The sequence below is a fragment of the Streptomyces sp. NPDC052109 genome (genome assembly GCF_040680195.1).
Lineage (GTDB): Bacteria > Actinomycetota > Actinomycetes > Streptomycetales > Streptomycetaceae > Streptomyces.
The window spans coordinates 303,648-328,693 of the sequence record NZ_JBFAWF010000004.1; the positions used below are offsets into that span (position 1 = coordinate 303,648).

Below are 25,046 nucleotides of genomic sequence, written 5' to 3' on the forward strand. Positions count from 1 at the left end.
GGTCAGGCGGAGCTGCCGAGCGGGCGGGAGGCCGGGCGCCCGGTGGCGGGCAGGCGGACCGGCGCACGGCGTCCGGCCGCGGGGAACTCGACGGTGAACTCGGTCCGGCCCGGAACACTGTCCACGCGGACCGCGCCGCCATGGGCACGGGTGACCGCCGCCGCCACCGCGAGACCCAGCCCCGAGCCGCCCTCGCTGAGGCCCGTGCGGCTGCGGGAGGGGTCGGCACGGGTGAAGGGGTCGAAGACCGTGGGAAGGAGCTCGCGCGGGATGCCCGGACCGTCGTCGCGGACGCGCACGGTGTGGCCACCGGCTCCGGTCCCGACGGCGACGGTGACCGTCGTACCCGGCGGGGTGTGCACCCGGGCGTTGACCAGCAGGGCGGACAGCACCTGCCGCAGGCGCGGTCCGTCGCCGATGACCGACAGCGGGGACTCCAGAGGGGGCTCGAGCCGCCACACATGGTCGGCGCCGGCCGTACGGGCCTCCCGTACCGCCTCCGCGGCCAGCAGCGCGAGGTCCACCTCGGCCGCCTGCAGGGGCCGGTCCTCCGCGAGACGGGCGAGCAGCAGCAGGTCCTCCACCACGCCGGTCATCCGGGCCGACTCCGCGCCGATCCGTCGCCAGGCGAGGTCGGCGGTGCCGCCCGGCCCGGTGCCGCGGTTCATCAGCTCGGCGTAGCCGGCGATGGAGGCGAGCGGGGTGCGCAGTTCGTGGCCCGCGTCCGCGATGAAGCGGCGCATCCGCTCCTCGCCGCGCCGGTGTGCGGCGAGCGCGGCCTCGACCTGGTCGATCATGCGGTTGAGGGCCGCACCGACCTGGCCGGCCTCGGTGCCGGGGTCGGTGTCGGGCGCGGGAATCCGGGCGAGTGCGGTGGGCCGGTCCGGTCCGAGCGGCTCCCGGGCGACCTGGGCGGCGGTGGCGGCGACCCGGCCGAGCGGGCGCAGCTGCCGCCGTACGACGAGGGCGCAGGGGCCGCCCGCCAGGACGAGCGCGGCGGCGGTGGCCGCGGTCTCGACGCGGACCAGTGCGTCGAGGGTGTGCCGTACGTCGGCCGTGGGCAGGCCGGCCAGGACGCGGATGCCGCTCGCGTCGAGGGCGGTCACGCGGTAGGTGCCGAGTCCGGGGACCGAGCGGGTGTGGGCCGCTCCGTCGTCGGGGACACCGGCCAGGGCGGCGCGCTGGGCCGCGGTGAGCCCGGCGGGCTCGGCGTCCCGGCGGACCACCGCGGCGGCCAGAACGTCCCCGCCGGGGCCGAACCGGGCGGCGAGCAGCCCCGGCGGGTGGCCTCCGGTGCCGAGGAAGGTCAGGTCGGCCGGGCGTTCGGGGTGGCGTGCGGCACCGGTCACCCCGTGCTCGGCGGCGTCGGCCACCCGGCCGTCCAACTCGCCCATCAGATAGACGCGTTGGATGAAGACGGTGGTGAGTGCGAGCGCGGCGCACACGCAGACGAGGGTGGCGGTGAGCAGGAGCGGCAGGCGGGTGCGCAGGGGGCGCCGCGTCATCTGGACCTCCCTGTCGGCGGGGCCGCGGGCGCGTCCCGCAGGGGCGCGAGCCGTATCGACGCGCGGCTCCGCAGCGACGGGGGTGCCCCCGGGTTCGAGCGAGGCCGGGAATGCTGGGGATCGGCCCGCCCCGGACGGCCCTCGGCCGCCGTCGCCGCGCGACCTCCCGAGCTCTCGTGCGCCCGCACCAGGGCGGCGGATCCGGTGGGGGCCGGCTCGTCGTGGACGTTCGGCGTGTGGAGGTGGCCGGTGTGGGACCCGGGAGCGCCAGACATGTGGCAATCGTGTGCCGGTCCGCTGAGAGAAGGCTGTGTTCCACCTGAGCCGGGGCGATGACCGGGCCTGCCGCGGTACGGCGAAGGGCCGCGTCCCCGGCACCGGGGACGCGGCCCTCGACGGCTGTGCCGTACCGCCGTACCGCTTACTTGCGGATCAGGTTGCGCAGCACGTACTGCATGATGCCGCCGTTGCGGTAGTAGTCGGCCTCACCGGGGGTGTCGATGCGGACGACCGCGTCGAACTCGACACCGGTGTCGGTGGTGACCTTGACCGTGCGCGGCGTGGTGCCGTCGTTCAGCTCGGTGACACCGGAGAAGGAGAAGGTCTCCTCACCGGTCAGGCCGAGGGACTGGGCGGAGGCGCCCTCCGGGAACTGCAGCGGCAGGACACCCATGCCGATGAGGTTCGAGCGGTGGATGCGCTCGTACGACTCGGCGATGACGGCCTTCACACCGAGGAGCGCCGTGCCCTTGGCCGCCCAGTCGCGGGACGAACCGGAGCCGTACTCCTTACCGGCCAGGACGACCAGCGGGATGCCGGCGGCCTGGTAGTTCTGCGAGGCGTCGTAGATGAAGGAGACCGGGCCGCCCTCCTGCGTGAAGTCACGCGTGTAGCCGCCCTCGGTGCCCGGCGCGATCTGGTTGCGCAGGCGGATGTTGGCGAACGTACCGCGGATCATGACCTCGTGGTTGCCACGGCGGGAGCCGTAGGAGTTGAAGTCACGACGCTCCACACCGTGCTCGGTGAGGTACTTGCCGGCCGGGGTGTCGGCCTTGATGGCACCGGCCGGGGAGATGTGGTCGGTGGTGACCGAGTCGCCCAGCTTGGCGAGCACGCGGGCGCCGGAGATGTCGGAGACCGGGGCTGGCTCCATCTCCATGCCCTCGAAGTAGGGGGGCTTGCGGACGTAGGTCGACTCGGGGTCCCACTCGAAGGTGTTGCCGGTCGGGATCGGCAGCGCCTGCCACTGGGCGTCGCCCGCGAAGACGTCGGAGTAGGACTTGTTGAACATGTCCTCGCCGATGGCGTTGGCGACGACGTCGTTGACCTCGGCCTCGGTCGGCCAGATGTCCTTCAGGTAGACCGGGTTGCCGTCCTGGTCGGTGCCCAGGGCGTCACGGGTGATGTCCACCTTCATGGAGCCCGCGATGGCGTAGGCGACGACCAGCGGCGGGGAGGCCAGGTAGTTCATCTTGACGTCGGGGTTGATACGGCCCTCGAAGTTCCGGTTGCCGGAGAGGACCGAGGTGACGGCGAGGTCGTGGTCGTTGACGGCCTTGGAGACCTCCTCCGGCAGCGGGCCGGAGTTGCCGATGCACGTGGTGCAGCCGTAACCGACGAGGTTGAAGCCCAGCTTGTCCAGGTACGGGGTGAGGCCGGCCTTCTCGAAGTAGTCGGTGACGACCTTCGAACCCGGGGCGAGGGTGGACTTGACCCACGGCTTGCGGGTCAGGCCCTTCTCGACCGCCTTCTTGGCGACCAGGGCGGCGCCGATCATGACGTACGGGTTGGAGGTGTTGGTGCAGGAGGTGATGGCCGCGACCGTCACCGCACCGTGGTCGATCTCGTACGTGGTGCCGTCGGGGGCGGTCACGGTGACCGGGCTCGACGGGACGCCGTTGACGGCGGCCGGGGCGTCGGAGGCCGGGAAGGACTCCTTGCCCGCCTCGTCGACGCTGTCGACGTAGTTGCGGACGTCCTGCTTGAACTGCTCGGCGGCGTTCGCGAGGACGATGCGGTCCTGCGGGCGCTTCGGGCCGGCGATGGAGGGGACGACCGTGGACAGGTCCAGCTCGAGCTTCTCGGAGAAGTCCGGCTCGGCCTTCGGGTCCAGCCAGAGGCCCTGCTGCTTGGCGTAGGCCTCGACGAGCGCGACCTGCTGCTCGGAGCGGCCGGTCAGACGCAGGTAGTTCAGGGTCTCGTCGTCGATCGGGAAGATCGCGGCGGTGGAGCCGAACTCCGGCGACATGTTGCCGATGGTGGCGCGGTTGGCGAGCGAGGTGGCGGCCACGCCCTCGCCGTAGAACTCGACGAACTTGCCGACCACACCGTGCTTGCGGAGCATCTCGGTGATGGTGAGCACGAGGTCGGTGGCGGTGGTGCCGGGCTTGAGCTCACCGGTGAGCTTGAAGCCGACGACGCGCGGGATGAGCATGGAGACCGGCTGGCCGAGCATGGCGGCCTCGGCCTCGATGCCGCCCACACCCCAGCCGAGGACACCCAGGCCGTTGACCATCGTGGTGTGCGAGTCGGTGCCGACCAGGGTGTCGGGGTAGGCCTTGCCGTCGCGGACCATGACGACACGGGCCAGGTGCTCGATGTTCACCTGGTGCACGATGCCGGTGCCCGGCGGGACGACCTTGAACTCGTCGAACGCGGTCTGGCCCCAGCGCAGGAACTGGTAGCGCTCCTTGTTGCGGCCGTACTCCAGCTCGACGTTCTGCTTGAAGGCGTCGTTGGTGCCGAACTTGTCGGCGATGACCGAGTGGTCGATGACCAGCTCGGCCGGGGCCAGCGGGTTGATCTTGGCGGGGTCGCCGCCGAGCTCCTTCACGGCCTCACGCATGGTCGCGAGGTCCACGACACAGGGCACGCCGGTGAAGTCCTGCATGATCACGCGGGCCGGCGTGAACTGGATCTCCTGGCTGGGCTGGGCCTGGGAGTCCCAGTTGCCGAGGGCGCGGATGTGGTCGGCGGTGATGTTCGCGCCGTCCTCCGTGCGGAGCAGGTTCTCCAGCAGGACCTTGAGGCTGTACGGCAGGCGGGCCGAGCCCTCCACCTTGTCCAGCCGGAAGATCTCGTACGACTCGTCGCCCACCTGCAGCGTGCTGCGGGCGTCGAAGCTGTTCGCCGACACGACAGTCTCCTTCATTGATGTGCGCGTACCACCGTCAATCGTGCCGCCACCCTGGCTGGGCCGATCCGCTAAGGTAAGGCTAAGTTAGGTAAACCTTAGCGGGTGGCGACCGCGGTGCGCCTGGCAGATATCTCGATGTCGAGATAACTCTAGTACATGGGCGCTGGATGGTCATGCCCGGACGCCCGGGGGCACGCCGGAGTCCGGTGGCATGGCTCACACGTCGGTCCACGAGGACCGGCACGGGCCGGAAGGGCGCCCGGGGGCGTCGGCGCCACACGTTCTTCGCCCATCAATACGCCAAACGGGGGTAACCGGACGAAGGGTCCGTGGCACACCCGCCCATCCCGGCAAACCGGCAGAGGCGCCGGTCGACTGACGCGCTGTCACCCGAATGGACCCCCCACACAAGCGCCATCTCATATCTGAGATAACCTCAACCCCATGGCAGACGACTACCTCGTACGCATCGGCAAGCTCATCCGTGACGCCCGGCAGCACCGAGGCTGGACACAGACGCAGCTCGCGGAGGCGCTCGGCACCAGTCAGAGCGCGGTCAACCGCATCGAGCGCGGGAACCAGAACATCAGCCTTGAGATGATCGCCCGCATCGGTGAGGCCCTGGACAGCGAGATCGTGTCGCTGGGTTACGCGGGGCCGATGCATCTGCGAGTCGTCGGCGGCCGTCGGCTGTCCGGTGCCATCGACGTCAAGACCAGCAAGAACGCCTGTGTGGCGCTGCTGTGCGCCTCGCTGCTCAACAGGGGGCGCACGGTGCTGCGCCGGGTCGCGCGGATCGAGGAGGTGTACCGGCTGCTGGAGGTGCTCAACTCCATCGGTGTGCGCACCCGCTGGATCAACGACGGCGTCGACCTGGAGCTGGTGCCGCCGGCCGAGCTGGAGATGGCCGCCATCGACGCGGAGGCCGCCGTGCGCACCCGCTCGATCATCATGTTCTTCGGGCCGCTGCTGCACCGCATGGACCGCTTCAAACTGCCGTACGCCGGCGGCTGCGACCTGGGCACGCGGACCATCGAACCGCACATGATCGCGCTGCGCCGGTTCGGCCTGGACATCGCGGCCACCGAGGGGCAGTACCACGCGCAGGTCGACCGCGCCGTCCGCCCGGACCGGCCGATCGTGCTGACCGAGCGCGGCGACACCGTGACCGAGAACGCGCTGCTGGCCGCCGCCCGGCACGACGGCGTGACGGTGATCCGCAACGCCTCCTCCAACTACATGGTCCAGGACCTGTGTTTCTTCCTGGAGGCGCTCGGCGTCAAGGTCGAGGGCATCGGCACCACCACGCTCACCGTGCACGGCGTGCCGAACATCGACGTCGACGTGGACTACTCCCCCTCCGAGGACCCGGTCGAGGCGATGAGCCTGCTGGCCGCCGCGGTGGTCACCGAGTCCGAACTGACCGTGCGGCGCGTGCCGATCGAGTTCCTGGAGATCGAGCTGGCGGTCCTGGAGGAGATGGGCCTCGACCACGACCGCAGCCCCGAGTACTGCGCGGACAACGGCCGCACACGCCTTGTCGACCTCACCGTCCGCCCCTCGAAGCTGGAGGCGCCGATCGACAAGATCCACCCGATGCCGTTCCCGGGCCTGAACATCGACAACGTCCCCTTCTTCGCGGCCATCGCGGCCACCGCGCAGGGCAAGACGCTCATCCACGACTGGGTCTACGACAACCGGGCGATCTACCTCACCGACCTCAACCGCCTCGGTGGCCGCCTCCAACTCCTGGACCCGCACCGCGTGCTGGTCGAGGGCCCGACCCGCTGGCGCGCCGCCGAGATGATGTGCCCGCCGGCGCTGCGCCCCGCGGTGGTCGTCCTGCTGGCGATGATGGCGGCGGAGGGCACGTCGGTGCTGCGCAACGTGTACGTCATCAACCGGGGTTACGAGGACCTCGCCGAGCGCCTGAACTCGATCGGGGCGCAGATCGAGATCTTCCGGGACATCTGAGCACCTGGCGCCGCTGGGACTCCTCGACGACTCATGGCCCGGTCAAGGCCGGTGGAAGGCAAGGACGACGTTCTGACCGCCGAAGCCGAAGGCTTGGACGAGTGCGGCGGGCACCGGCTGCCGGCGGGGCTCCTCGACGATCAGGTCGAGGTCGATCCGGGGGTCGCGGTTGCCGAGGTTGAGAGTGGCCGGAATCAGATCTTCCTGAATGGACAGCAAGGTCATGATGGCTGCGAGGGCTCCGGCCGCGCCGAGCGTGTGTCCGGTCGCCGACTTGATCGCGGTCACCGCCGGGTGTGGCCCGAGCACCTCGGCGATGGCCTGGGCCTCCGTGTGGTCGCCGGCTGGAGTACCGGTGGCGTGCGCGCTGACGAGTGCCACGTCCGCAGGAGACAGGCCTGCCGCCGCAAGTGCGAAGCGGATGGCGCGGGCCTGTTCGGACCGAAGAGGGGTCGTGAGGTGGTGCCCGTCGCTGGTGATGCCCTGCCCGGCAAGAATGCCCAGGATACGAGCGCCGCGGGCGCGTGCGTGGTCGGCGCGTTCCAGAACCAGGGCGGCTGCGCCCTCGGCCAGCACGAAGCCGCAGCGGTCGGCGGCGAACGGGCGGCTGGCGCCGGACGGGTCGTCGTTGCGTCGGGCCAGGGCTCCGATCCGGTCGAAGCCGCTGATCGACAGAGGTCTGATGCAGGCATCCGCGCCGCCGGCCACGACCACGTCCGCGCGGCCCCAAGCGACCATGTCTGCCGCCGTGGCGAGTGCCTCGGCCCCGGCGGCGCACGCGCTGACCGGGGAGTGAACACCAGCGCGTGCGCGCAAGTCCAGCGAGATGGCTGTGGCCGGCCCGTTGGGCAGCATCATCGGAATGGTGAAAGGTGAAACGGCGCGCCCACCTTTCTCCCGGCGTGCGGCGTCCTGTTGCAGGAGCGTGCGGGCGCCGCCCACGCTGGTCCCCATGACGACGGCGAGTCGCTCGCGTTCCACGTCCGGTGAGCCGGCGTGTTTCCAGGCTTCCCGGGCCGCGATGAGTGCGACCTGCTGGCAGCGGTCGGTCCTGCGGCGGGTGACCCGGTCCAGCGCGTGATCGGTGTCGACGGCCAGTGGCGCGCCGATCCGCACGTCGACGCAATCGACCCAGGGTTCCTCCAGGCGCCGCACGCCGCTCTTGCCGGAGACCAGATTCTGCCAGGTGTCGGTCGCGGTGCCGCCGAGCGGGGTGGTGGCGCCCCACCCGGTGATCGCGACGGCTGCGGGCGCCGGGCTACCCGTGCGAATGACGTCCATGCGGGCATGCAATCACACGCGGAAGCGGCCATAGGTACAGAGACCGGAAATGCCCATCTTCGACGGACATGTACTGTTTTTCAGTGGAGTTGTATGCCTTTTGCCGCTAAGTGGTCTTGATTTCCATGATGCCCGTTGTTCCCGCTATGGTCTGGCTCGCTCAGGTCGCGCGGATCATGGAGGTCGGGTGCACATGTCGCCAGCCAGCCCGGTATGGCGGATCGGCCTGCCGGTGCACTGCCGGGATCTTCAACCCGATTACCGGATGTGGCGAGAGGCTGGTCCGGTGCAGCGTGTGGAGTTCCCGGACGGTCTGCGGGTCTGGGCGGTGACGCGCTACGACGACGTGCTGGCGTTGTTGCGGTCGGAGGGATTCACGCGGGACTGGAGTGACGTGCCCTGTCCGGCCTACGGCTACGGCATGCGTCGCCATGGCGAGGACTACTTCGCGGCCAAGCCGAGCAACCTGTTCAACTCCGACGGCACCGACCATCAGCGGCTGCTGCGCCTGGTGGCACCGTTCTTCAACAGGCGGCGGATCGAGGGACTGCAGCCGTTCATCGACTCAGTCGTCCACGACGTGGTGGAGCGACTCGCCGGGCGCCGGACCATGGACCTGGTCGCCGACTTCGCCGTCCCCATCCCCTTGCGCATCATCGGCCGGCTGCTCGGCATCAGAGACGCCCTGCTGCCGGCTCTCACCGAGCACCTGCACGTGGTCAGCGGCTGGATCGCCCCGGAGAGCGAGCGCTGGCGCCGCTCGATGCTGGCTCTGCATCGGCTCACTCTGCACATCATGCGTGAGCCACGGCCGGAGGAGGACAGCCTGATCGCCGTGCTGCTGAAAGCACATACGGAGCGGGGCCTGATCAGCCGGCCGGAGATCTCCTCGATGATCAAAATCCTCCTGGCCACCGGCTATGAGACAACTGCTGCCCTGCTTGCCAACGGTGCGTGCGCGATGATCGGCGATGCCGCGGTTCGGCAGCAACTCGCCACGCGCAGCGACACCGACGCCTGCGTTGCCGAACTGCTGCGCTGGCAGCCTCCCTCGCCGTGGGGACAGATCCGCATCGCCCTCCGGGACATCACCTTCGCAGGGACCCGTATCAAGGCCGGCGACTTGGTGTATCCGCTCATCGCGGCCGCCAACCGGGATCCGGCCCGGTTCACGGCGCCTGACCGCTTCGACCCCCGCCGACGCGAGGTGACGCACCTGTCGTTCGGACGCGGCCGCCGCCGCTGCCTGGGCACGCCGCTGGCACTCGCCGTCGCCACGGCGGCACTGCCCGAGCTGGCCGAACGACTCCAGGGGGCACGCTTGACCATCCTGGCCGAACGGTTCCACTGGCACGGGCTGATGCACGTTCGCATGCTGCAAGACCTGCCTGTGCTGGCGGTGGACCGGGCGGCAGCTGACGCGGTGAGTCGGTTGTGACCGGCCTCGACAGCCGCAACGCTCTGCTGGCGGCCCTCAACCGGCCATCGTCCCGGGCCGACCCGTATGCGCTGCTGCGCCGGCTGCGAGAGGTGTCGCCGGCGACCGTCGGCCCGGGCGGCACAATGCTGTTGGTCGCGCGCCACCGCGACTGCGACCGAGTGCTGCGTGATCCGGCGATGTCCAGCGACTACCGGCGCGCCCCGGCGCTGTCGTCGGTGCGGCAGACACGCATGTTCGTCACCCTCGATCCGCCCGACCACACCCGGCTGCGCCGCCTGGTGAACAAGGCGTTCACGCCGCGCGCGGCGGCGGCACTCGAACCGCGGGCCCGAGCCATCGTCACCGAACTGCTTTCCACCGCCGACCCGGACGAATTCGACGTGGTGAGCGGGCTGGCGTATCCGCTCCCGCTGCGCATCATCTGCGAGATGCTGGGCGTCCCGCGCGGCGACATCGGACTTTTCGCGGACTGGTCGGATCGGCTCACCCAAAGCCTGGACGCGCTGATGTTCCGTGGGGATCTGGCGGACCGGGACCAGGCGCAGCACGAGTTCGCGGCCTATTTCGCGGACCTGATCGCGCACCGCCGCGGCCGGGACGGCGACGACTTGCTCTCCCGGTTGGTCCGCGTCGAGGAGAACGGGGACCGGCTCACCGAGGACGAACTCATCAGCACTCTCATCCTGCTCTTGACCGCGGGCCACGAGACGATCGCCAACCTGATCGGCAACACGCTGCTGGCGCTGTTGCACCACCCGGACCAGCTCGCGGCCCTGCGCGCCGACCCGGCGCTCGCCGCGGGCGCGGTGGAAGAGGCCCTGCGGTACGACCCGCCGGTGCAACTGGTCGCCCGAACCGTGCGCGGCGGCTACCGGATCGGTGACCTCGACCTGCCGGACCGCACGTTGGTCCTGGTACTGCTCGGCGCGGCCGGACGCGATCCCGGCGCCTTCCCCGACCCGGATCGGTACGACATCAAGCGGGGGTCGACAGCCCATCTGGCGTTCTCCGCCGGACCGCACTTCTGCCTCGGCGCCGCACTGGCCCGGCTGCAGACCACCGTGGTGTTCGAGTCCTTCGCCGGCCGGGTCGTCGACCCGGAACTGGTCGAGGTCACGCACCGGCCGAACGTCGTGATGCGTGGGCCGGGCCGACTGGTCATCCGGACAGGAGGGATCGCCTGCTGACCATGCCCTGTCGCCGTACGAGTCCCCGGCGGCCAGGTGACGGCCCGGACGAACGGTGGGGCCGCCGACGACATCACGACGCGGAGGCCGCCGGAGTGTCGAGGTCAGAACACTTCCGGTCCGGCTGATATGACCTGCAATGCCTGTTGTGCCAGGCATCATGAGAGGAACGAACACCATGCGTACTTCCCCCCTGCGGCGGGGCGCCGCTCTGACGTCCGCCGGCGCTGTGATCCTCGCCGCGTTCGCGGGCGCCGCTCCCGTACAGGCCGCCCCGACGGCCAAGGCCGCCGTCACCGAAAACCTGGTCTGCGTCGGTCACATGACCGTGACTCTGGCCACTCCCGTGACATACACGCCGACCCAGGACACGTTCAAGGTCACCGGTGAGGTGGACGACTGCATGTCCCCCAGCGGCGCCAACCCCCACATCGCCCGGGGCACGTTCACCATGACCGGCTCGGGTCTTCTCAGCTGCACCCAGCAGGAGACCTACAAGCTGGTCCAGAACTTCACCTGGTACAACGCACAGGGGACCAAGCTGGGTGAGACGCGGGTGTCGGCCAGCGGCATGGGCAAGGGCGACCCGGCCCATCACGAGATGCTGAACATCAACCGAGGCATCGCCGACACCGACAGCACCCGCTTCGCCGGCCAGGAGGTCGTGGCCGACTTCGCGCCCAAGGCGGCCGTCGGGTCCTGCGACGAGGGCAAGAACAACCTGACCGGCAGCATCCAGGTGTCCATCCACCCCGCGTAAGCGGCACCTCGACCACGACAGGACTGGTTCCGGCTCCGCTGTACAGGTGACTTGATGCTGCACGCCCCCTATGGACTCCAGCGAGAACTGCTCGGCCGGGCCGGAACGGACCATCAAGGCTGTCCCCGGTTTCACGACTTCCCCAAAGCGTGGGCCGCCTACGAACTGACCGGACGCGTGGACCGGCAAGCGCTGGAAGACGCGCTGGCCTCCGTTTTCGACGCGGCGGACGTCTTCCGGCAGACGATTGCCGGTGCGCGAGCAGGCGGCCGCACGGTCGATCCGCCACGGCATCCGTGCTTCGCGGCGGACAGCACTGAAGCGGCCGAACGACGGTTCCGCAGCGCCATTCTGCCGCTCCTGTTCGATCCGGGGGACCTCGCGGCGGGAGCCCGTCCCTTCAGCCTCACGGTGCACGCGCCAGGTCGCACTCTGCTGGCACTGGGCGCGGACCACGCCTTCCTCGACGGCTACTCGCTGTCCGTACTGCTGCGCGCGGTGACGCGCGACTACCAGTGCCGGGTGCGCAACGAGGAGCCCGCGCCGCTGCCGCCTGGAATCCCGGTGCTGGCCGCCCGTTTCCGGAATCCGAGCGAACGCACCGACCTGGCCCGGCACTTCGCAGCCTGCCCGCAGCCGGCCACCTCGCTTTCCCTGCCCGGCACCCGAGAACTGCCGCCGGAACATTGGGAGGCGCACGACACGCACCAGTTCCTGGTGACAGCCGCCGACGCCGGCGGACTACGGGCGTGGTGTGCACGGCGCTCAGTCGCTGTTTCGGCGGCCTGGCGTGCGCTGGTGCAGTTCACCGCCTCGGTCTGGCGTCGCGACGAGGAGCCGGTACCGGTCCTCTACGCCCGGCTGGGCAGGACGGGGACCGATGCGCTGCGGGCGGTCGGGCCGTTCTACGAGTCGGTCGTCTCGCTGCCCGGGCCCCGGCTCAGTGGCGACTTCGACACCTGGGCCGGGCAAGGGGCTGAGCCTGGCATCGAGGCGCCACCCCTGCTCGGCGCGTGGCTCAGCGACTTCACCGGCCAGCGGCGGCTGGATCTCTATCGACTGGTGTCGTTCAACTACCTTCCCCTACCCCGGCCGGTACGGCTGGACGATGCCACCGCCGCGCCGGTGGGCGGTCCTCTGCTGGCTGGTCTCCAGCCCCGGCCGCCGCAGCGGCTGGAGAAGCGCAACGGCGTCCATGCCGTGGTGTACCGGCTCACGGCCGGCCGGTTCCTGGTTCAGGTGCGGGCGGACCCTCGGATCGCGGGGACGGCGAAGGGATTCGGGCAGGCGCTGCGTCAGGCCCTCCTGCTGATGGGGGAAGGAGCGCCTGTGTCCGTGGTGCGGCGCTCGGTCGCGGACGCATGGGGGTAGGAACTGCCCGTCAGGGTGTCGACTGTCCGTCCGCAGGGGGAACGGCCGGCCTGGGTCGTGTCCGACGAGTTGGGCGAGTTCCTGCCCCGGGGGCCGGGCCTCGGCGTGCATGCTGCCGGCGCGCTGGACCCGACGACGCGCCTCTGGTAGGAGGCGACGCACACCGGCGGTCCTCCCTACCTGCCACCCGCGGGACGTTCCGGTCAGTTCACCGTTGCCGGGCTGAGTTCCTGTGTGGCCGCGAAAGCCGCCCAGGGAGCGCGGTCGACGACCAGACGGCGCAGCGTGCGTACCTGACGAGGGGCGTTCCAGCCGAGTACGCCGACCACCCTGCCGTGGTGCCCGTAGGCGGCGGCGAAGTGGCCGTCCGACGTGCCGCCGTAGACGATCCGCGTCTCCGCGCCCGGCGGGAAGATCCCGTACGCCTGGATCCTGGTGTCGTACTGGTCGGTCCAGAAGTAGGGCACAGGCGCGAACGGAGTCGCGTCGCCGAGCAGGTTGCCGGCCACGGCCATGGCCTGTTCGGTGGCGTTCATCCGATGCTCCAGCCGCATGCGGGTGCCGAAGTGCGCATGGGGCCAGGAGGCGACATCGCCGGCGGCGTAGATCCCGGGTGCCGCCTGGCAATACGCATCGCACTCCACCCCGTCTCCCAGCCGCAGGCCGGACCCTTCCAGCCAGCCGGTCGCGGGCGCGGCACCGAGCGCCATGACGACGACGTCGGCCGGCAGCGTGGTGCCGTCGCCGAGTTCCACTCCGGTCACCCGGCCGCCGGCGCCGCGCAGCCGGCGTACCGGCACTCCGCAACGCAGGTGTGTTCCGTGGTCCCTGTGCAACCCGGCGACGAGCGCACCGATCCGGTTCCCGAACGGGCGCCGCACCGGGACCGGCTCCGGTTCGGCCACGGTCACGTCCAGCCCCATGGCCCGGGCGGCCGCGGCGACCTCGGTGCCGAGGAATCCGGCACCGACCACGACCACCCGGGGCCCGGTTCGCAGCGCGGCGCGCAGGGCGATCGCGTCGTCGAGCGTGCGCAGGACGTGGACTCCGGCCAGATCGCCGTCGGGCAGGCGCCGGGGAGCCACACCGGTGGCGACGACCAGAGCGTCGAAGCCGATGCTCTCGCCGCCTGCAAGCCGCACCCTGCGGCTCGGGACGTCCAGGGCGACGGCGCGCTGCCCGAGCCGCAGGTCGGCCCGCAGCCGCGCGAGATCCGGCAGGGAGCGCAGGGTGGCACGTTCGGGCCCCCAGGCGCCGGTCAGGATCTGCTTGGACAGGGGCGGCCGGTCGTACGGCGGACGCGATTCCTCACCGATCAGCGTGAGGGAGCCGTCCCAGCCGCGGCGACGGAGGGTCTCGGCCGCGGTCAGGCCGGTGGCCGAGGCTCCCACGATGACTATCCGCTTCACTGCTCGTCTCCCTGTTCCTCCACCCAGATCGCCTGGGCCGGACAGAGGGCGACGGCCTGCCGGACGTCGGCCGCCAGGTGCTCGGGCGGGGTCTCGGCGCGCAGGACGACGATGCCGTCCTCCTCTCGCTGGTCGAACACCTCCGGTGCGCTCAGCACGCACTGCCCGGAGGCCACACACTTGTTCTGGTCGACGATCACCTTCATCGGATACTCCTTTCCAGCACGGCACTCGGCCGCGCTCACCAGGTGACGGGCAGCTCGTAGACGCCGTAGACGCTCCCGTCGTGCTTGAACGGGATCTCGTCGAGATCCACGGCGAGCTTCAACGTGGGGACCCGGCGGTACAGGGTGCTGTAGACGACCTGCAGCTCCACCCGGGCCAGCGGCTGGCCCAGGCACTGGTGGACGCCGAAGCCGAAGGCCACGTGGTGGCGGGGGTTGCGGTCGATGTCCAGCCGGTCGGGGGCGGGGAAGGCGTCGGGATCGCGGTTGGCGACGTCGTTGGCGAGGACGACGCCCTCGCCGGCGCGGATGGTCACGCCGCCGACCTCGATGTCCTCCAGGGCCACCCGGCGTCGTCCGCTGTGCACGATGCTCAGGTAGCGCAGGAGTTCCTCGACCGCCGAGGCGACCGTCTTCGGGTCGTCGCTCTCGCGCAGCCGGTCCAGCTGGTCCGGGTTCTGGAGCAGGGCCAGGGTGCCCAGCGCGATCATGTTCGCGGTGGTCTCGTGCCCGGCGGTCAGCAGCAGCATCCCCATGCTTGCCGCTTCATGCCGGGAGAGCTCGCCGGCCCTGACCCGCGCGGCCAGCGTGGAGAGCACGTCGTCGGCCGGGTGGGCGAGTTTGACGCCGATCTGCCGGTCCAGGTACTCGAGCAGCTGCTGGGTGGCGACCCGCGCCTGCTCCACGGTGCTGGTCCGCCTGATCAGGATCTTGCTGTTGGCCTGGAAGAAGCCGTGGTCGGCATACGGAACGCCGAGCAGCTCGCAGATCACCAGTGACGGCACCGGCAACGCGAACGCCTCCACCAGGTCCACCGGCTCGGGCCCGGCGAGCATGGTGTCGATCAGGCCGTCGACGATCTTCTGAATGGCAGGCCGCAGCGCCTCCACCTGCCTGATGGAAAAGGCCGCGGTCACCATCCGGCGAAGCCGGGCGTGCTCCGGATCGTCCATGTTGATGAAGGTCCGCGACTGCCTCCGGCGCTCCTTTTGGGCCGGGCTCAGATGGGGGTAGTGCGGGAGGTCGCTGTCCGAACCGATCCGTGGATCGGCGAGTAGAGCCCGTACGTCCTCGTAGCGCGTGACCAGCCACGGGCTGCTGCCGTCCCACAGCCGCACCCGGCTGATCGGAGCCCGGTCCTGCAGGGTGTGCAGGGCCGGCGGCGGGTCGAAGGGGCAGCGGGCAGCCCGAGGCATGGGGTAGTCCGGTACCTGCGCCGACGGCATGTCGGTGCCGGGTGCCGAGTTGGTGCTCATGGTTCTCCGCCCTTTCCGGAAGTCGGACATGGGGGGCGGTACCGGGACCGGGCCCGGCGCGCGTGGGGCGCGACGTGGCAGCGGAGCAGGTCCCGCCTGCTGGAGGAGACACCCAAGAGCGCGGCCAGGAGGCTCAGGAGGGCGATTCGCCGCCGGAAACGCGGGGTTGTGGGGCGGCTTGGCTCATCCGCCGGACGATGGGCAGGGCCGTGCGCATGGCCTCGCCGAGCGCCCGCACGTCCTGCTCGGGCAACGCGGCCAGCATGTCGGCCACCCGGGCACCCAGCGCGCGCCGGCGCTCGGCCATCAGCTCTCGTCCGGCTCCCGTGATGGCGACCAGGCGGACCCGCCCGTCCTCGGGATGGCCCACTCGAGTGGCCAGGCCCTGGTCTTCCAGCCGATGCACCAGAGCGGTCATCGACGGTTGGGCGATGCCCTCCGCCGCTGCCAGGGCGGTCAGCCGGATCGGACCTTCCTGCTCCAGCCGGCTGAGCGCCGAGGCGGTGGTCAGACTCATGCCCTGCCGGACCGACAGGAGTCGCCTGACCAGTCCGATGGCCAGCTCGTTCAGCGCCGTCGCCACCTCCTGGCGACTCTCTTCAGGTGTCTCGTCCATACCCACACCTATATCACCCTTCTATATAGGATGTCTATATTTTCTATCTATATAGATATCCTATATAGAAGGGTGATATAAATGCCGTAGCCCCTCAGGGGTTCTGGTCACAACCAGGGCGCCACAGCGGCACCCGGAGGAAGGTGATGACCGTGACCGGCACCTACGCCCCAGAGGCACCCCCTCGCACAGGTCCTGCCCGGAGTCCGTCGACATCGGTCGACACGTGGACCCTCGCGCACGACCCGGAAGCCGCGGGCGAGGCCCGCAAGATCACCAAAGGGCTCCTGGCTCAGTGGAGCGTCGCCGAGGACGCGGCCGACTCGGTCCTCCTGACCGTCTCCGAACTCGTCACCAACGCCGTGGAGCATGCCCAGCCTCCACTGGACTTCGGGCTGAGCCGCGACCCGGGCACTCAGCGAGTGCACATCGAGGTGTCCGACGGAGGCCCTGCCGCCGTGCACGGCGACTGGGCGGCCTCCTGCCCCCCTGACGAGCACGGCCGCGGACTGGAGATTGTCGATCAGCTCACCGCCGCGCACGGCCACCGCGAGGAAGCCGGACGCGCTGTCCACTGGGCCGACGTCACCAGCGCGCCCTGATCGACCGCGCGGCAGCAGGGGTGCGGTCGCCACGGATTGACGCCCGGTCAGGCCGCATCGGCGGTAGAACGTCGCGTCTGCCCGGCCGTGACGCGTCCGCCGGCCGCGCTGCCGCACCCGGGGCGGGAAGAGACCGCCACGACTCGAAGTGCCGGTGCCCGCAAGCCGAGGCCCTGGCCACGCATGGAAGCAGGGTGGGCGCTCGCGGTCGTGTCGCGCCCCGTACGGAGCAGCGGGCGAGAATCGGGCACGCCCCTGCGCCGGCCGCCCGGCAGAAGCTGGCGAGCCGGCTCGAAGCTCTCCTGCCCACGCGGTCGATGGAGCCTCGACGGGCGGCGTCGAACCCTGTCGAGGGACACTCGGCAACCGAGGAAACGAGGGGGCCGCCTGACCGGCGGCCCCTGTCTGGTCAATGCCCTGACCTGCCTCGAGCTGATGACAGCTGTCGAACGTTCGTCATCGTCGAGTGTCCTCCAACGACCCGGAGACGGCCCGGGATCACCGCCCGGCGACAGGTTCCAGAACGAACACCGGGAACTCCCGCGAGGTCTTCTTCTGCACGTCGGCGTACCTCGGAAAGACGGCGACCGCGCGCTGCCACCACTCCGTCCTCTCCTTGCCGGTGGCCTCATGGGCCATCATGTCCTGCTTCACGGGGCCGTCCTGGAGTTCGACGTGCGGATCGGCCTTGACGTTGAAGTACCACAGCGGATGCTTGGGGGATCCGCCCACCGAGCCGACCACCGCATAGCGCCCGTCGTACTCGACGCGCATCACCGGCGCCTTGCGGATATTGCCGCTCTTGGCGCCCCGGCTGGTCAGCTGCGAGAACATCCCTAACGACGAGGGGAAGGATGCCATGCCTCTCGAGGGCGAGTACGAACCGACCGTCTCCAACACCGGTGCACGTATCAGACATTCCGGGCACGGGTGGTCACCTCGCAGGTGGACGTCCGAGTAGCCGGCAGGATCCGGGCCGGTTTCCAGATCGCCCAGAAGCTTCTCGTCGCCTCGGGCAAGAACCAGGGCGATCGCCCCTCAGACGCCACACGGCCTGCCGCATCCTCGCCGAGGGCGAAACGGCCGGCCTCAGGACCTTTCCCGCTTCGGGCCTACGCGCCTCGGCCTGCGAGTACGACCTTCCGTCCGGCGCGTGCCGCTTCTCTGATCCGCTCCAGCATGCCGTGCCGCCGGACGGCGTGCCGGAAGTCGGGAACGCCGTCCTCGCCCGGTGCGAGGTTCCCGGTGATCTGGTCGCGCAGAAGCGCGTACTGGTGGGCGACGTTGCAGGCGGGCTCGGCGGTTCGCTCGGTCCACTGGGCCAGCGACCGTTGGTAACGGGCGGGAATCGGAAGTTCGACCGGCGCGCCGTCGCTGCCCCTGGCGCCGTACAGCCGCAGCCCCCCGTACCACCACCATGGAGCCTGGACGGCCTTGACGACCACATCGCCGTCCGTGCCGTTGATCTCCCAGTGAAACGAGGTGGCGCGAGGCGTCCCACCGCGGAAGTGCATCGCGGCCACGGCCCCCGACTCCAGCACACCGGTGACCGCGACCTGGTCCTCTGCGGTCTTGGCCGCGACCACCCCGCTCGTGACGTGGGTGACCTCGGGGCGGAGGTTCTCGACGAGAGCCGACACCTCGCGGAACTCCCCGAGCACCATGGTCAGCGCGTCGACCGAGTGCCCGAAGGGGATCGACAGCAGCGTGGCTCCGCTCGTGACGTCCAGCAGGTACGCGTAGTTGTCGTCGTAGGTGGCGCCCGCGATCCCGCCCGACCCGAGCATGCTGGTCGACAGCACCCGCCCCACATAGCCGTCGGCGACCAGGTCCCGCAGATACCGAAGCGACGGAGCCGACCGGGCCTGCAGGCCGACTCCCGTGAGCACACCCCTGCGGTGCGCGAGGTCGGCCAGCTCCTCGGCCTGCGCGAGGTCGGCACCGAGCGGCCACTCGCTGAACACCATCTTCCCCGCTTCCAGCGCGGGTCGGACGAGCTCCAGGTGGTGCGGAACCTTCACCGTCACCACCACGAGGTCGACTTCCTCACTGCGGGCCAGCTCCTCCGCGCTGCCGAAGGCCAGCGGCACCGCATACTTCTCGCCTGCGGCACGCGCCGATTCGGCGGTGCTGGCGCTCAGCGCCCGCAACTCGTATCCGTCGAGCCCGGCCAGCGCCGGCACATGGGCGGTGGCCGCCCAACCGCCGCTCGCGCTCAGACCCACGACGCCGACACGGATCAACCCTCCATGAGGGGAAGTGGACGTCATGCGCACCCCAGTGTTCGCGACCGCCTGCTCACTCACCTCAGAACGGCCGACAGCCCTGGAGGACACGGTCCAGGCATCACGTTCAGCTACACGCCGAGGCCACCACGCTCACCCGCCGGATCGCGGCGATCACCGGGCCCCCGACCCGGATGCCGTCGCGGGTCTCGCACCGGATGCGCACGCGACGGAACCAGTGCAGCAGCGCGAAGCTCTGCCGGCCCGCTCGGCGGTGTACGGCGAGGTCCTGAGCCGCGGTCGGCGTAGAGCTCGTCCGGCCGTCGGCGGGGTGTCCGCGTCGGCCACGTACCGGCGGGACGGCCTGGGCGAGCGGCATGAGCCGAGTGACGTCGTTGCGGTTCCCGCCGCTCGTGCAGGCGCTGCCACACACCCGCGTCGTTCCGGTCCCTCAGACGCCGCCGGCACGTCATGCCCGAGCCGAAGCCCGGCTCCTGGGGCAGGAACTCCCACGGAATGCCGGTGTACAGCACGAACAGGGGCACGACGGGAAGCAGCGGCTCGATCCGTGCCCGCCACTCATCGGACACGATCACTCATCGGACACGATCCACGGCGGCCCTTCCCCCTGCGCACGCACCGGCCGACAAAGGTCACCGTGCTGCCGGGGAGGGCTGCCGGGGCAGCAAGACCCAGGCCGCGAGGAACGCTCCCGCGAAGACGGCCGCCACGACCAGGAAACCGGTCTGCATCGCCGCTGCGGTGTCGTGTGCGCGCTGAGCCGGTGGCACCGCATGTTCGTGCGCCAGAACCACCGCCCCTACCACGGCGACCCCCAGTGTTCCACCGAGCTGTCGTACCGTGTGGACGATCCCGGACGCCTGCGGCCGCTCGCTCGGCGGCACGCGGCTGAGCGCATCGGTGTTCACGGGGGCCAGGACCAGGCCGAGACCCAGGCCGACCAGCATCACGCCTGGCATTTTCGAGGCCAAAGCGATGTGCGGCATGTCCGACGCCCACTGCACCGCCCCCGCTGTGGCGAGACCGAGTCCGGAGAGAACCGGCGCGCGCACGCCCGAACGGTCGTACCAGCGACCGGCGAATGCGGCGCCGGTCATCAGCGGACCGATCAGCGCCAGCGAGACAAGCCCGGCCTGCGCGGGGCTGTAACCCAGCAGGTTCTGTGTGTACAGCGCGGCGAACACCGCCATCGGCAGCAGACTGAACTGGATGGTCAGAAGCACCACCACGTCACCCGCGAACGCGCGGTGCCGTAGCAACTGGATCCGGACGAGGGGATCGGCGGACCGCATCTGGACCAGCGTGAACGTGGCCGTTGCCGCGACACCGGCGGCCAGGGCGAGCAGGGTTGCCGTCGAGCCCCATCCCCACTGGGCCGACTGCTGAAGCGCGTACACCGTCCCGCCGATGCCCGCCACGAGAAGCACGGCGTGCACGGGGGAGACGGACAGCGACGGCTGCTTTGGATTGGCCGGGCGGCCCCGGTGGGCCAGGACCAACACGACGAGCCCCACCGGCACATTGATCCAGAACACCGCACGCCAGGTGACCCAGCCGGCCAGTGCGCCACCGAGCAGCGGACCGAGCACCAGAAAGAGCTGACTGACGCCCACGTAGACGCTCATCGCCCGCCCGCGCACCGCGGACGGGAAGGCAGCCATGACGATGCTGGCGCTCACCGGCATCATCAGCCCCGCGCCGCAGCCCTGTAGCACCCGGGCGGCGATCAGCCACTCCTGCCCCGTCCCACCGGAGGGGACCAGGCCGCAGCAGGCGGATGCCGTGAAGAACACCCACGCGCCCAGCCGGAACGTCGTGACCGGCCCGAACTTCGTTCCGAGTCTGCCGCCCAGGGCAACGGTGGTGGACATGGCCAGTACATAAGCGTTCACGACCCATTGCTGACCGGCCGGGGACAGGGGCAGCTGACGTGTCATCGCCGCCAGCGCGACGGACACGACCGTTTCGTCGAGCATGAGCATCGACAGCCCGCCCGTCATGGCCCACAGGACGGTCCATGCGCCAGGCGTCGGCCGGTCCACCTCGGCAGCCGCTCGCGTCGTCGTCGCGGTCATGCGCTCGCCCCCCCGTTTCCGCCGCTGCCGGCCGCCAAGGCGATCCCTGCCCCGTGCCGGAAGCCGCAGACGAACAGCGGGACGGGGACATCGCCGTGGAAGGGCAGGTCCCGCCGCCCGCCGCAGCCGCGTGCACCGGCCTCCTCGGGTGGCCCCGCAGCCGTGCGGCGGCCGTGCGCCGTCCCGCTCGCCCTCGCCATGAACACCTGTGCCACCTGTCCACAAGAGATGTGGTGCGGGTCCGACGCGTCGACATCTCGTCGGGCCCGCACCGATACGAACGCCAGACACGATAAGCGACGACTCGGGCACTCTCTGACACAGCCAGTCCCTGGCTCCCTGGACGTGACTCACCCGGATGTCGTTCGTTCACGTTGCCGTGATGCGAGGACGGGACGACGCGGAGCACGACGCTCGGCGCTCGGAAGCGACCGACGACGACGAGCAGTTGCGCGGTGCACTGCCCTTGGAATCGGTCAGCGCCGCTGTGCGCACCTCCACGGACGGGCTGGCGCGGACCGTGGCCCGCATCATGCGCGCGTATGCGGATCGCCCCGCTCTCGGTGAGCGGGAGACGGAGACGGTGGTTGACCCGCTGTCGGGCCGCACCTCGCAGGTGCTGTTGCCGCGTTTCACGACGATCAGCTATGCCGAGCTGTGGGAACGGGCCGGCGCGGTCGCGGCGGAATGGCGACTGCACGGACAGCGCGCCGTGGGCGCGGGGGACTTCGTCGCGCTGTACGGATTCAGCAGCGTCGACCATACGGTGCTCGACCTGGCGTGCCTGCGGCTGGGTGCCGTGTGCGTGCCGTTGCAGTCCGGCGCCCCGGTATCCCGGTTGCGGCGCATCGTCGAGGAGACCGAGCCGCGTGTGGTGGCGGCAAGCCTGGAGGTCCTGGACCGGGCCGTCGAGCTGGTGCTGTCGAGCCCGTCGAGTCCGCGGCTGGTGGTCTTCGGCTACCACCCGGAAGTGGACCACGAGCGGGAGAAGTACGAGGCCGCGCGGTCTCGGCTCGCAGGGGCCGGTGTGACCGCGATCGACTCTCTCGCCGCGATCGTCGGCCTGGGCAGTGACCTTCCGGAGGCGCCACTGGGGCAGCCGGAGCGGGACACGGACCCCATGAGGCTGCTGATCTACACCTCCGGAAGCACCGGGGCACCGAAGGGCGCCGTCTACACGGAGCGGATGCTGCACCGGCAGTGGGTCGGTTGGGGTCCGGCCCAGTATGAGCTTCCCTCCATCGACCTCGGCTACATGCCGCTCAGTCATACGGCCGGGCGTACGGCCCTGTACGGCACTCTCGGGCGGGGCGGTACCTCGTACTTCACCGCCCGGAGCGACCTGTCCACGCTGTTCGAGGACATGGGGCTCGCCCGGCCGACGAAGCTGCTGCTGGTGCCGCGCGTCTGCGACATGTTGTTCCAGGCATACCAGAGCGAGCTGGTCCGCCGGGCTCCGGAGTTCAAGGACCGCTGCTCGCTGGAGGCCGCGGTCAAGGCGGACCTGCGCCAACGTGTCCTGGGTGGCCGTCTGCTGCAGCTGACGTGCAGCGGCGCGCCGATCTCGCCGGAGCTCAAGCGGTTCGTGGAGTCGTGCCTGGAGCTGCCCGTCCATGACGGTTACGGATCGACCGAGGCCGGCTGCATCCTGATCGACTCGCGGGTGCAGCGGCCCCCGGTGACCGAGTACAAGCTCGTCGACGTGCCGGAACTCGGTTACTTCACCACGGACTCCCCGTATCCGCGGGGCGAACTGCTGGTCAAGACGGACTCCATCACCCCGGGGTACTACAAGAGGCCCGACGCCACGGCCGAGGTCTTCGACGCCGACGGCTTCTTCCGGACCGGTGACATCATGGCCGAGGCGGGACCGGAACAGCTCGTGTACGTCGACCGCCGCAACAATGTGCTGAAGCTGGCCCAGGGCGAGTTCGTCACGATCTCCCGTCTGGAGAGCACCTTCGTCACCAGCCCCCTCATCAGGCAGATCTACGTGTACGGCAGCAGCGAGCGCGCCTACCTGCTGGCCGTCGTGGTGCCCACCGACGAAGCGCTTCGGCAGGCAGCGAGCCACCAGGAACTCCGGGGGCGGCTGCGCGAGTCGCTGCAACAAGTCGCCGCCAGAGCGGAGTTGGAGTCGTTCGAGATTCCACGGGACTTCCTGATCGAGACAGAGCCCTTCTCGGTCGAGAACGGGCTGCTGTCGGAGATCCGGAAGAATCTCCGCCCGCAGATCAGGGAACGCTACGGAGACCGCCTGGAGCAGCTCTACGAACAGTTGGCGAGCGGACAGGAGGAGGCACTCCGTGCCGTGCGCGAAGGCGGCCCCGGCCAGCCGGTGTTCGAGGCGGTATGCCGCGCCGCTCGTGCGTTGCTGGGCTGCTCGGCCGCGGACCTGACCCCGACCGCGCGTTTCTCGGATCTGGGTGTCGATTCGCTGTCCGCGCTGTCGTTCGCCCGGTTGCTGCGGGACGTCTTCGGTGTCGAGACGCCGGTCGGGGTGTTGCTCGGCCCGACGCACGACCTCCGGGCGGTCGCGGCCCATATCGAGGCGGAACGCGCCTGCGGCGTCGAACGGCCGTCGTTCGCCGTGGTGCACGGCAGCGACAGCGCCGAGGTCTGTGCCACCGATCTCGCGCTGGAGAAGTTCCTTGACGCGGAGACGCTTCGTACCGCGCGCCGGCTGCCCCGCGCTGCGGGGCAGAGCACGGTGCTGCTGACCGGGGCCAACGGCTATCTGGGCCGCTTCCTGTGCCTGGACTGGCTGGAACGGTTGGCCGGGTCCGGCGGCAGGCTGATCTGCGTCGTACGGGGACGTGACGCCGCCGACGCCCGTCGGCGTCTGGATGCCGCCTTCGACACCGGCGACACAGGCCTGCTGCACCACTACGGGGAGCTGGCCGCGCACCACCTGGACGTGCTCGCCGGCGACATCTCCCAGGACCGTCTCGGCCTGGCTCCGGACACCTGGGGCCGGCTGGTCCAGGAGGTCGACCTCGTCCTCCACCCGGCCGCGATGGTCAACCACGTCCTGCCCTACGACCAGCTGTTCGGCCCCAATGTCGTGGGCACCGCGGAACTGATCCGGCTGGCACTGACCGGGAAGGTCAAGCCGTTCACCTACCTGTCGACGGTCGGCGTGGCCGACCGGCTCGACCCGTCACGCCTCGACGAGAGCGCCGACATCCGTGTCGTGAGCCCGGTGCGCACCCTCGGCGACGGGTACGCCACCGGCTACTCGGCCGGCAAGTGGGCGGGTGAGGTCCTGCTGCGGGAGGCCCACGACGCGTGCGGCCTGCCGGTGACCGTCCTCCGTTCTGGCATGATCCTCGCCCATCAGCGCCACACCGGCCAGCTGAACGTCCCCGACGTGCTCACCCGCCTCCTGTTCAGCCTCGCGGTCACCGGCACCGCCCCGGCCTCCTTCTACCGGGCCGACGCACAGGGTGACCGGCGACGGGCGCATTTCGACGGCCTCCCCGTCGACTTCGTCACCCAGGCCGTCAGCACCCTCGCCGCGCGGAACACCGACGGCTACCGGACCTTCAACGTGGTCAACCCGCACGACGACGGAATCTCGCTGGACACGTTCGTCGACTGGTTGGCGGACTCCGGCCACCCCATCCGCCGCATCGAGGATTACGACGACTGGTTCACCCGGTTCGAGTGCGCGCTGCGGGCCCTGCCGGAACCCAGGCGCCGGCACTCGCTGCTGCCGCTGATCCACGCCTTCCGGCAACCCGCCGCACCCGTCCGCGGCTCCGCCGTCCCGTCCCACCGGTTCCAGCAAGCCGTCCGCGAAGCCGAAATCGGCGGCGCCGGGGACACACCACATCTTTCCGCCACGCTGATCACCAAGTACGTCACCGACCTGCGTCAGCTGAATCTTCTGTAGGGCCCGTGGTCGCAGGGACGTCCACCATCGAGTCGTAACTCGCCCCGCTCGTCGGCGAGTCGTCCATC

17 protein-coding genes and 1 pseudogene are annotated in these 25,046 nt (G+C 70.3%); 7 read left to right on the top strand and 11 right to left on the bottom strand.

Going from position 1 to position 25,046, the window contains the following annotated elements:
* Nucleotides 1–2 precede the first annotated feature (2 nt).
* Nucleotides 3–1,505, bottom strand: coding sequence for a HAMP domain-containing sensor histidine kinase (locus AB0L59_RS12335; RefSeq protein WP_365582017.1), 1,503 nt, complete (start codon nucleotides 1,503–1,505; stop codon nucleotides 3–5).
* Between the two features lie 421 nt (nucleotides 1,506–1,926).
* On the bottom strand, nucleotides 1,927–4,641 hold the full coding sequence (gene acnA / locus AB0L59_RS12340) for an aconitate hydratase AcnA (protein WP_365582018.1): 2,715 nt from the start codon (nucleotides 4,639–4,641) through the stop codon (nucleotides 1,927–1,929).
* A gap of 444 nt (nucleotides 4,642–5,085) precedes the next feature.
* Here acnA and AB0L59_RS12345 point away from each other — a divergent pair, with 444 nt between their 5' ends.
* On the top strand, nucleotides 5,086–6,615 hold the full coding sequence (locus AB0L59_RS12345; RefSeq protein ID WP_365582019.1) for a UDP-N-acetylglucosamine 1-carboxyvinyltransferase: 1,530 nt from the start codon (nucleotides 5,086–5,088) through the stop codon (nucleotides 6,613–6,615).
* Nucleotides 6,616–6,657: 42 nt separating this feature from the next.
* Here the strand turns inward: AB0L59_RS12345 and AB0L59_RS12350 are convergent, their stop codons facing one another.
* Entirely contained in the window at nucleotides 6,658–7,896 is a 1,239-nt protein-coding gene (locus AB0L59_RS12350) for a beta-ketoacyl-[acyl-carrier-protein] synthase family protein (protein ID WP_365582020.1), read from the bottom strand.
* 49 nt (nucleotides 7,897–7,945) lie between these two features.
* Between AB0L59_RS12350 and AB0L59_RS12355 the strand changes: the two genes are divergently transcribed.
* The 4 genes from AB0L59_RS12355 (at nucleotide 7,946) to AB0L59_RS12370 (ending at nucleotide 12,655) form a co-directional block, all read left to right on the top strand.
* Nucleotides 7,946–9,334, top strand: coding sequence for a cytochrome P450 (locus AB0L59_RS12355; protein ID WP_365582021.1), 1,389 nt, complete (start codon nucleotides 7,946–7,948; stop codon nucleotides 9,332–9,334).
* A complete protein-coding gene (locus AB0L59_RS12360) occupies nucleotides 9,331–10,524 on the top strand; it encodes a cytochrome P450 (RefSeq protein WP_365582022.1) in 1,194 nt (397 codons plus the stop codon). Before AB0L59_RS12355 ends, AB0L59_RS12360 begins: the two co-directional genes overlap by 4 nt.
* Nucleotides 10,525–10,702: 178 nt before the next feature.
* Entirely contained in the window at nucleotides 10,703–11,284 is a 582-nt protein-coding gene (locus AB0L59_RS12365) for a hypothetical protein (protein WP_365582023.1), read from the top strand.
* Nucleotides 11,285–11,338: 54 nt separating this feature from the next.
* The gene (locus tag AB0L59_RS12370; RefSeq protein ID WP_365582024.1) at nucleotides 11,339–12,655 is read left to right on the top strand and encodes a hypothetical protein; all 1,317 of its coding nucleotides are present in this window, start codon (nucleotides 11,339–11,341) and stop codon (nucleotides 12,653–12,655) included.
* Between the two features lie 203 nt (nucleotides 12,656–12,858).
* Here AB0L59_RS12370 and AB0L59_RS12375 read toward each other — a convergent pair whose 3' ends face one another.
* From AB0L59_RS12375 to AB0L59_RS12390, 4 genes are all read right to left on the bottom strand, one after another.
* Entirely contained in the window at nucleotides 12,859–14,064 is a 1,206-nt protein-coding gene (locus AB0L59_RS12375; RefSeq protein WP_365582026.1) for an FAD/NAD(P)-binding oxidoreductase, read from the bottom strand.
* Nucleotides 14,061–14,270, bottom strand: coding sequence for a ferredoxin (locus AB0L59_RS12380; protein WP_365582028.1), 210 nt, complete (start codon nucleotides 14,268–14,270; stop codon nucleotides 14,061–14,063). The genes AB0L59_RS12375 and AB0L59_RS12380 overlap by 4 nt, the downstream gene beginning before the upstream one ends.
* A gap of 35 nt (nucleotides 14,271–14,305) precedes the next feature.
* A complete protein-coding gene (locus tag AB0L59_RS12385; RefSeq protein WP_365582029.1) occupies nucleotides 14,306–15,544 on the bottom strand; it encodes a cytochrome P450 in 1,239 nt (412 codons plus the stop codon).
* Nucleotides 15,545–15,677: 133 nt separating this feature from the next.
* Nucleotides 15,678–16,160, bottom strand: a complete 483-nt coding sequence (locus AB0L59_RS12390) for a MarR family winged helix-turn-helix transcriptional regulator (RefSeq protein ID WP_365582199.1) — start codon at nucleotides 16,158–16,160, stop codon at nucleotides 15,678–15,680.
* 152 nt (nucleotides 16,161–16,312) lie between these two features.
* On the opposite strand from AB0L59_RS12390, the gene AB0L59_RS12395 reads away from it, so the two are divergent.
* On the top strand, nucleotides 16,313–16,762 hold the full coding sequence (locus AB0L59_RS12395; protein WP_365582031.1) for an ATP-binding protein: 450 nt from the start codon (nucleotides 16,313–16,315) through the stop codon (nucleotides 16,760–16,762).
* Nucleotides 16,763–17,260: 498 nt separating this feature from the next.
* Here the strand turns inward: AB0L59_RS12395 and AB0L59_RS12400 are convergent, their stop codons facing one another.
* The 4 genes and pseudogenes from AB0L59_RS12400 to AB0L59_RS12415 form a co-directional block, all read right to left on the bottom strand.
* Nucleotides 17,261–17,749, bottom strand: a complete 489-nt coding sequence (locus AB0L59_RS12400; RefSeq protein ID WP_365582201.1) for a nitroreductase family deazaflavin-dependent oxidoreductase — start codon at nucleotides 17,747–17,749, stop codon at nucleotides 17,261–17,263.
* A gap of 125 nt (nucleotides 17,750–17,874) precedes the next feature.
* Nucleotides 17,875–19,005 carry a Gfo/Idh/MocA family oxidoreductase gene (locus AB0L59_RS12405; RefSeq protein WP_365582032.1) on the bottom strand — a complete coding sequence of 377 codons (1,131 nt, stop codon included), beginning with the start codon at nucleotides 19,003–19,005 and terminating at the stop codon, nucleotides 17,875–17,877.
* 395 nt (nucleotides 19,006–19,400) lie between these two features.
* A pseudogene (locus AB0L59_RS12410) lies at nucleotides 19,401–19,583 on the bottom strand (transposase); the annotation flags it as partial.
* Between the two features lie 57 nt (nucleotides 19,584–19,640).
* The gene (locus AB0L59_RS12415; RefSeq protein ID WP_365582033.1) at nucleotides 19,641–21,083 is read right to left on the bottom strand and encodes an MFS transporter; all 1,443 of its coding nucleotides are present in this window, start codon (nucleotides 21,081–21,083) and stop codon (nucleotides 19,641–19,643) included.
* A 382-nt stretch (nucleotides 21,084–21,465) separates the two neighbouring features.
* On the opposite strand from AB0L59_RS12415, the gene car reads away from it, so the two are divergent.
* A complete protein-coding gene (car, locus tag AB0L59_RS12420) occupies nucleotides 21,466–24,978 on the top strand; it encodes a carboxylic acid reductase (RefSeq protein WP_365582035.1) in 3,513 nt (1,170 codons plus the stop codon).
* Nucleotides 24,979–25,046: the final 68 nt, after the last annotated feature.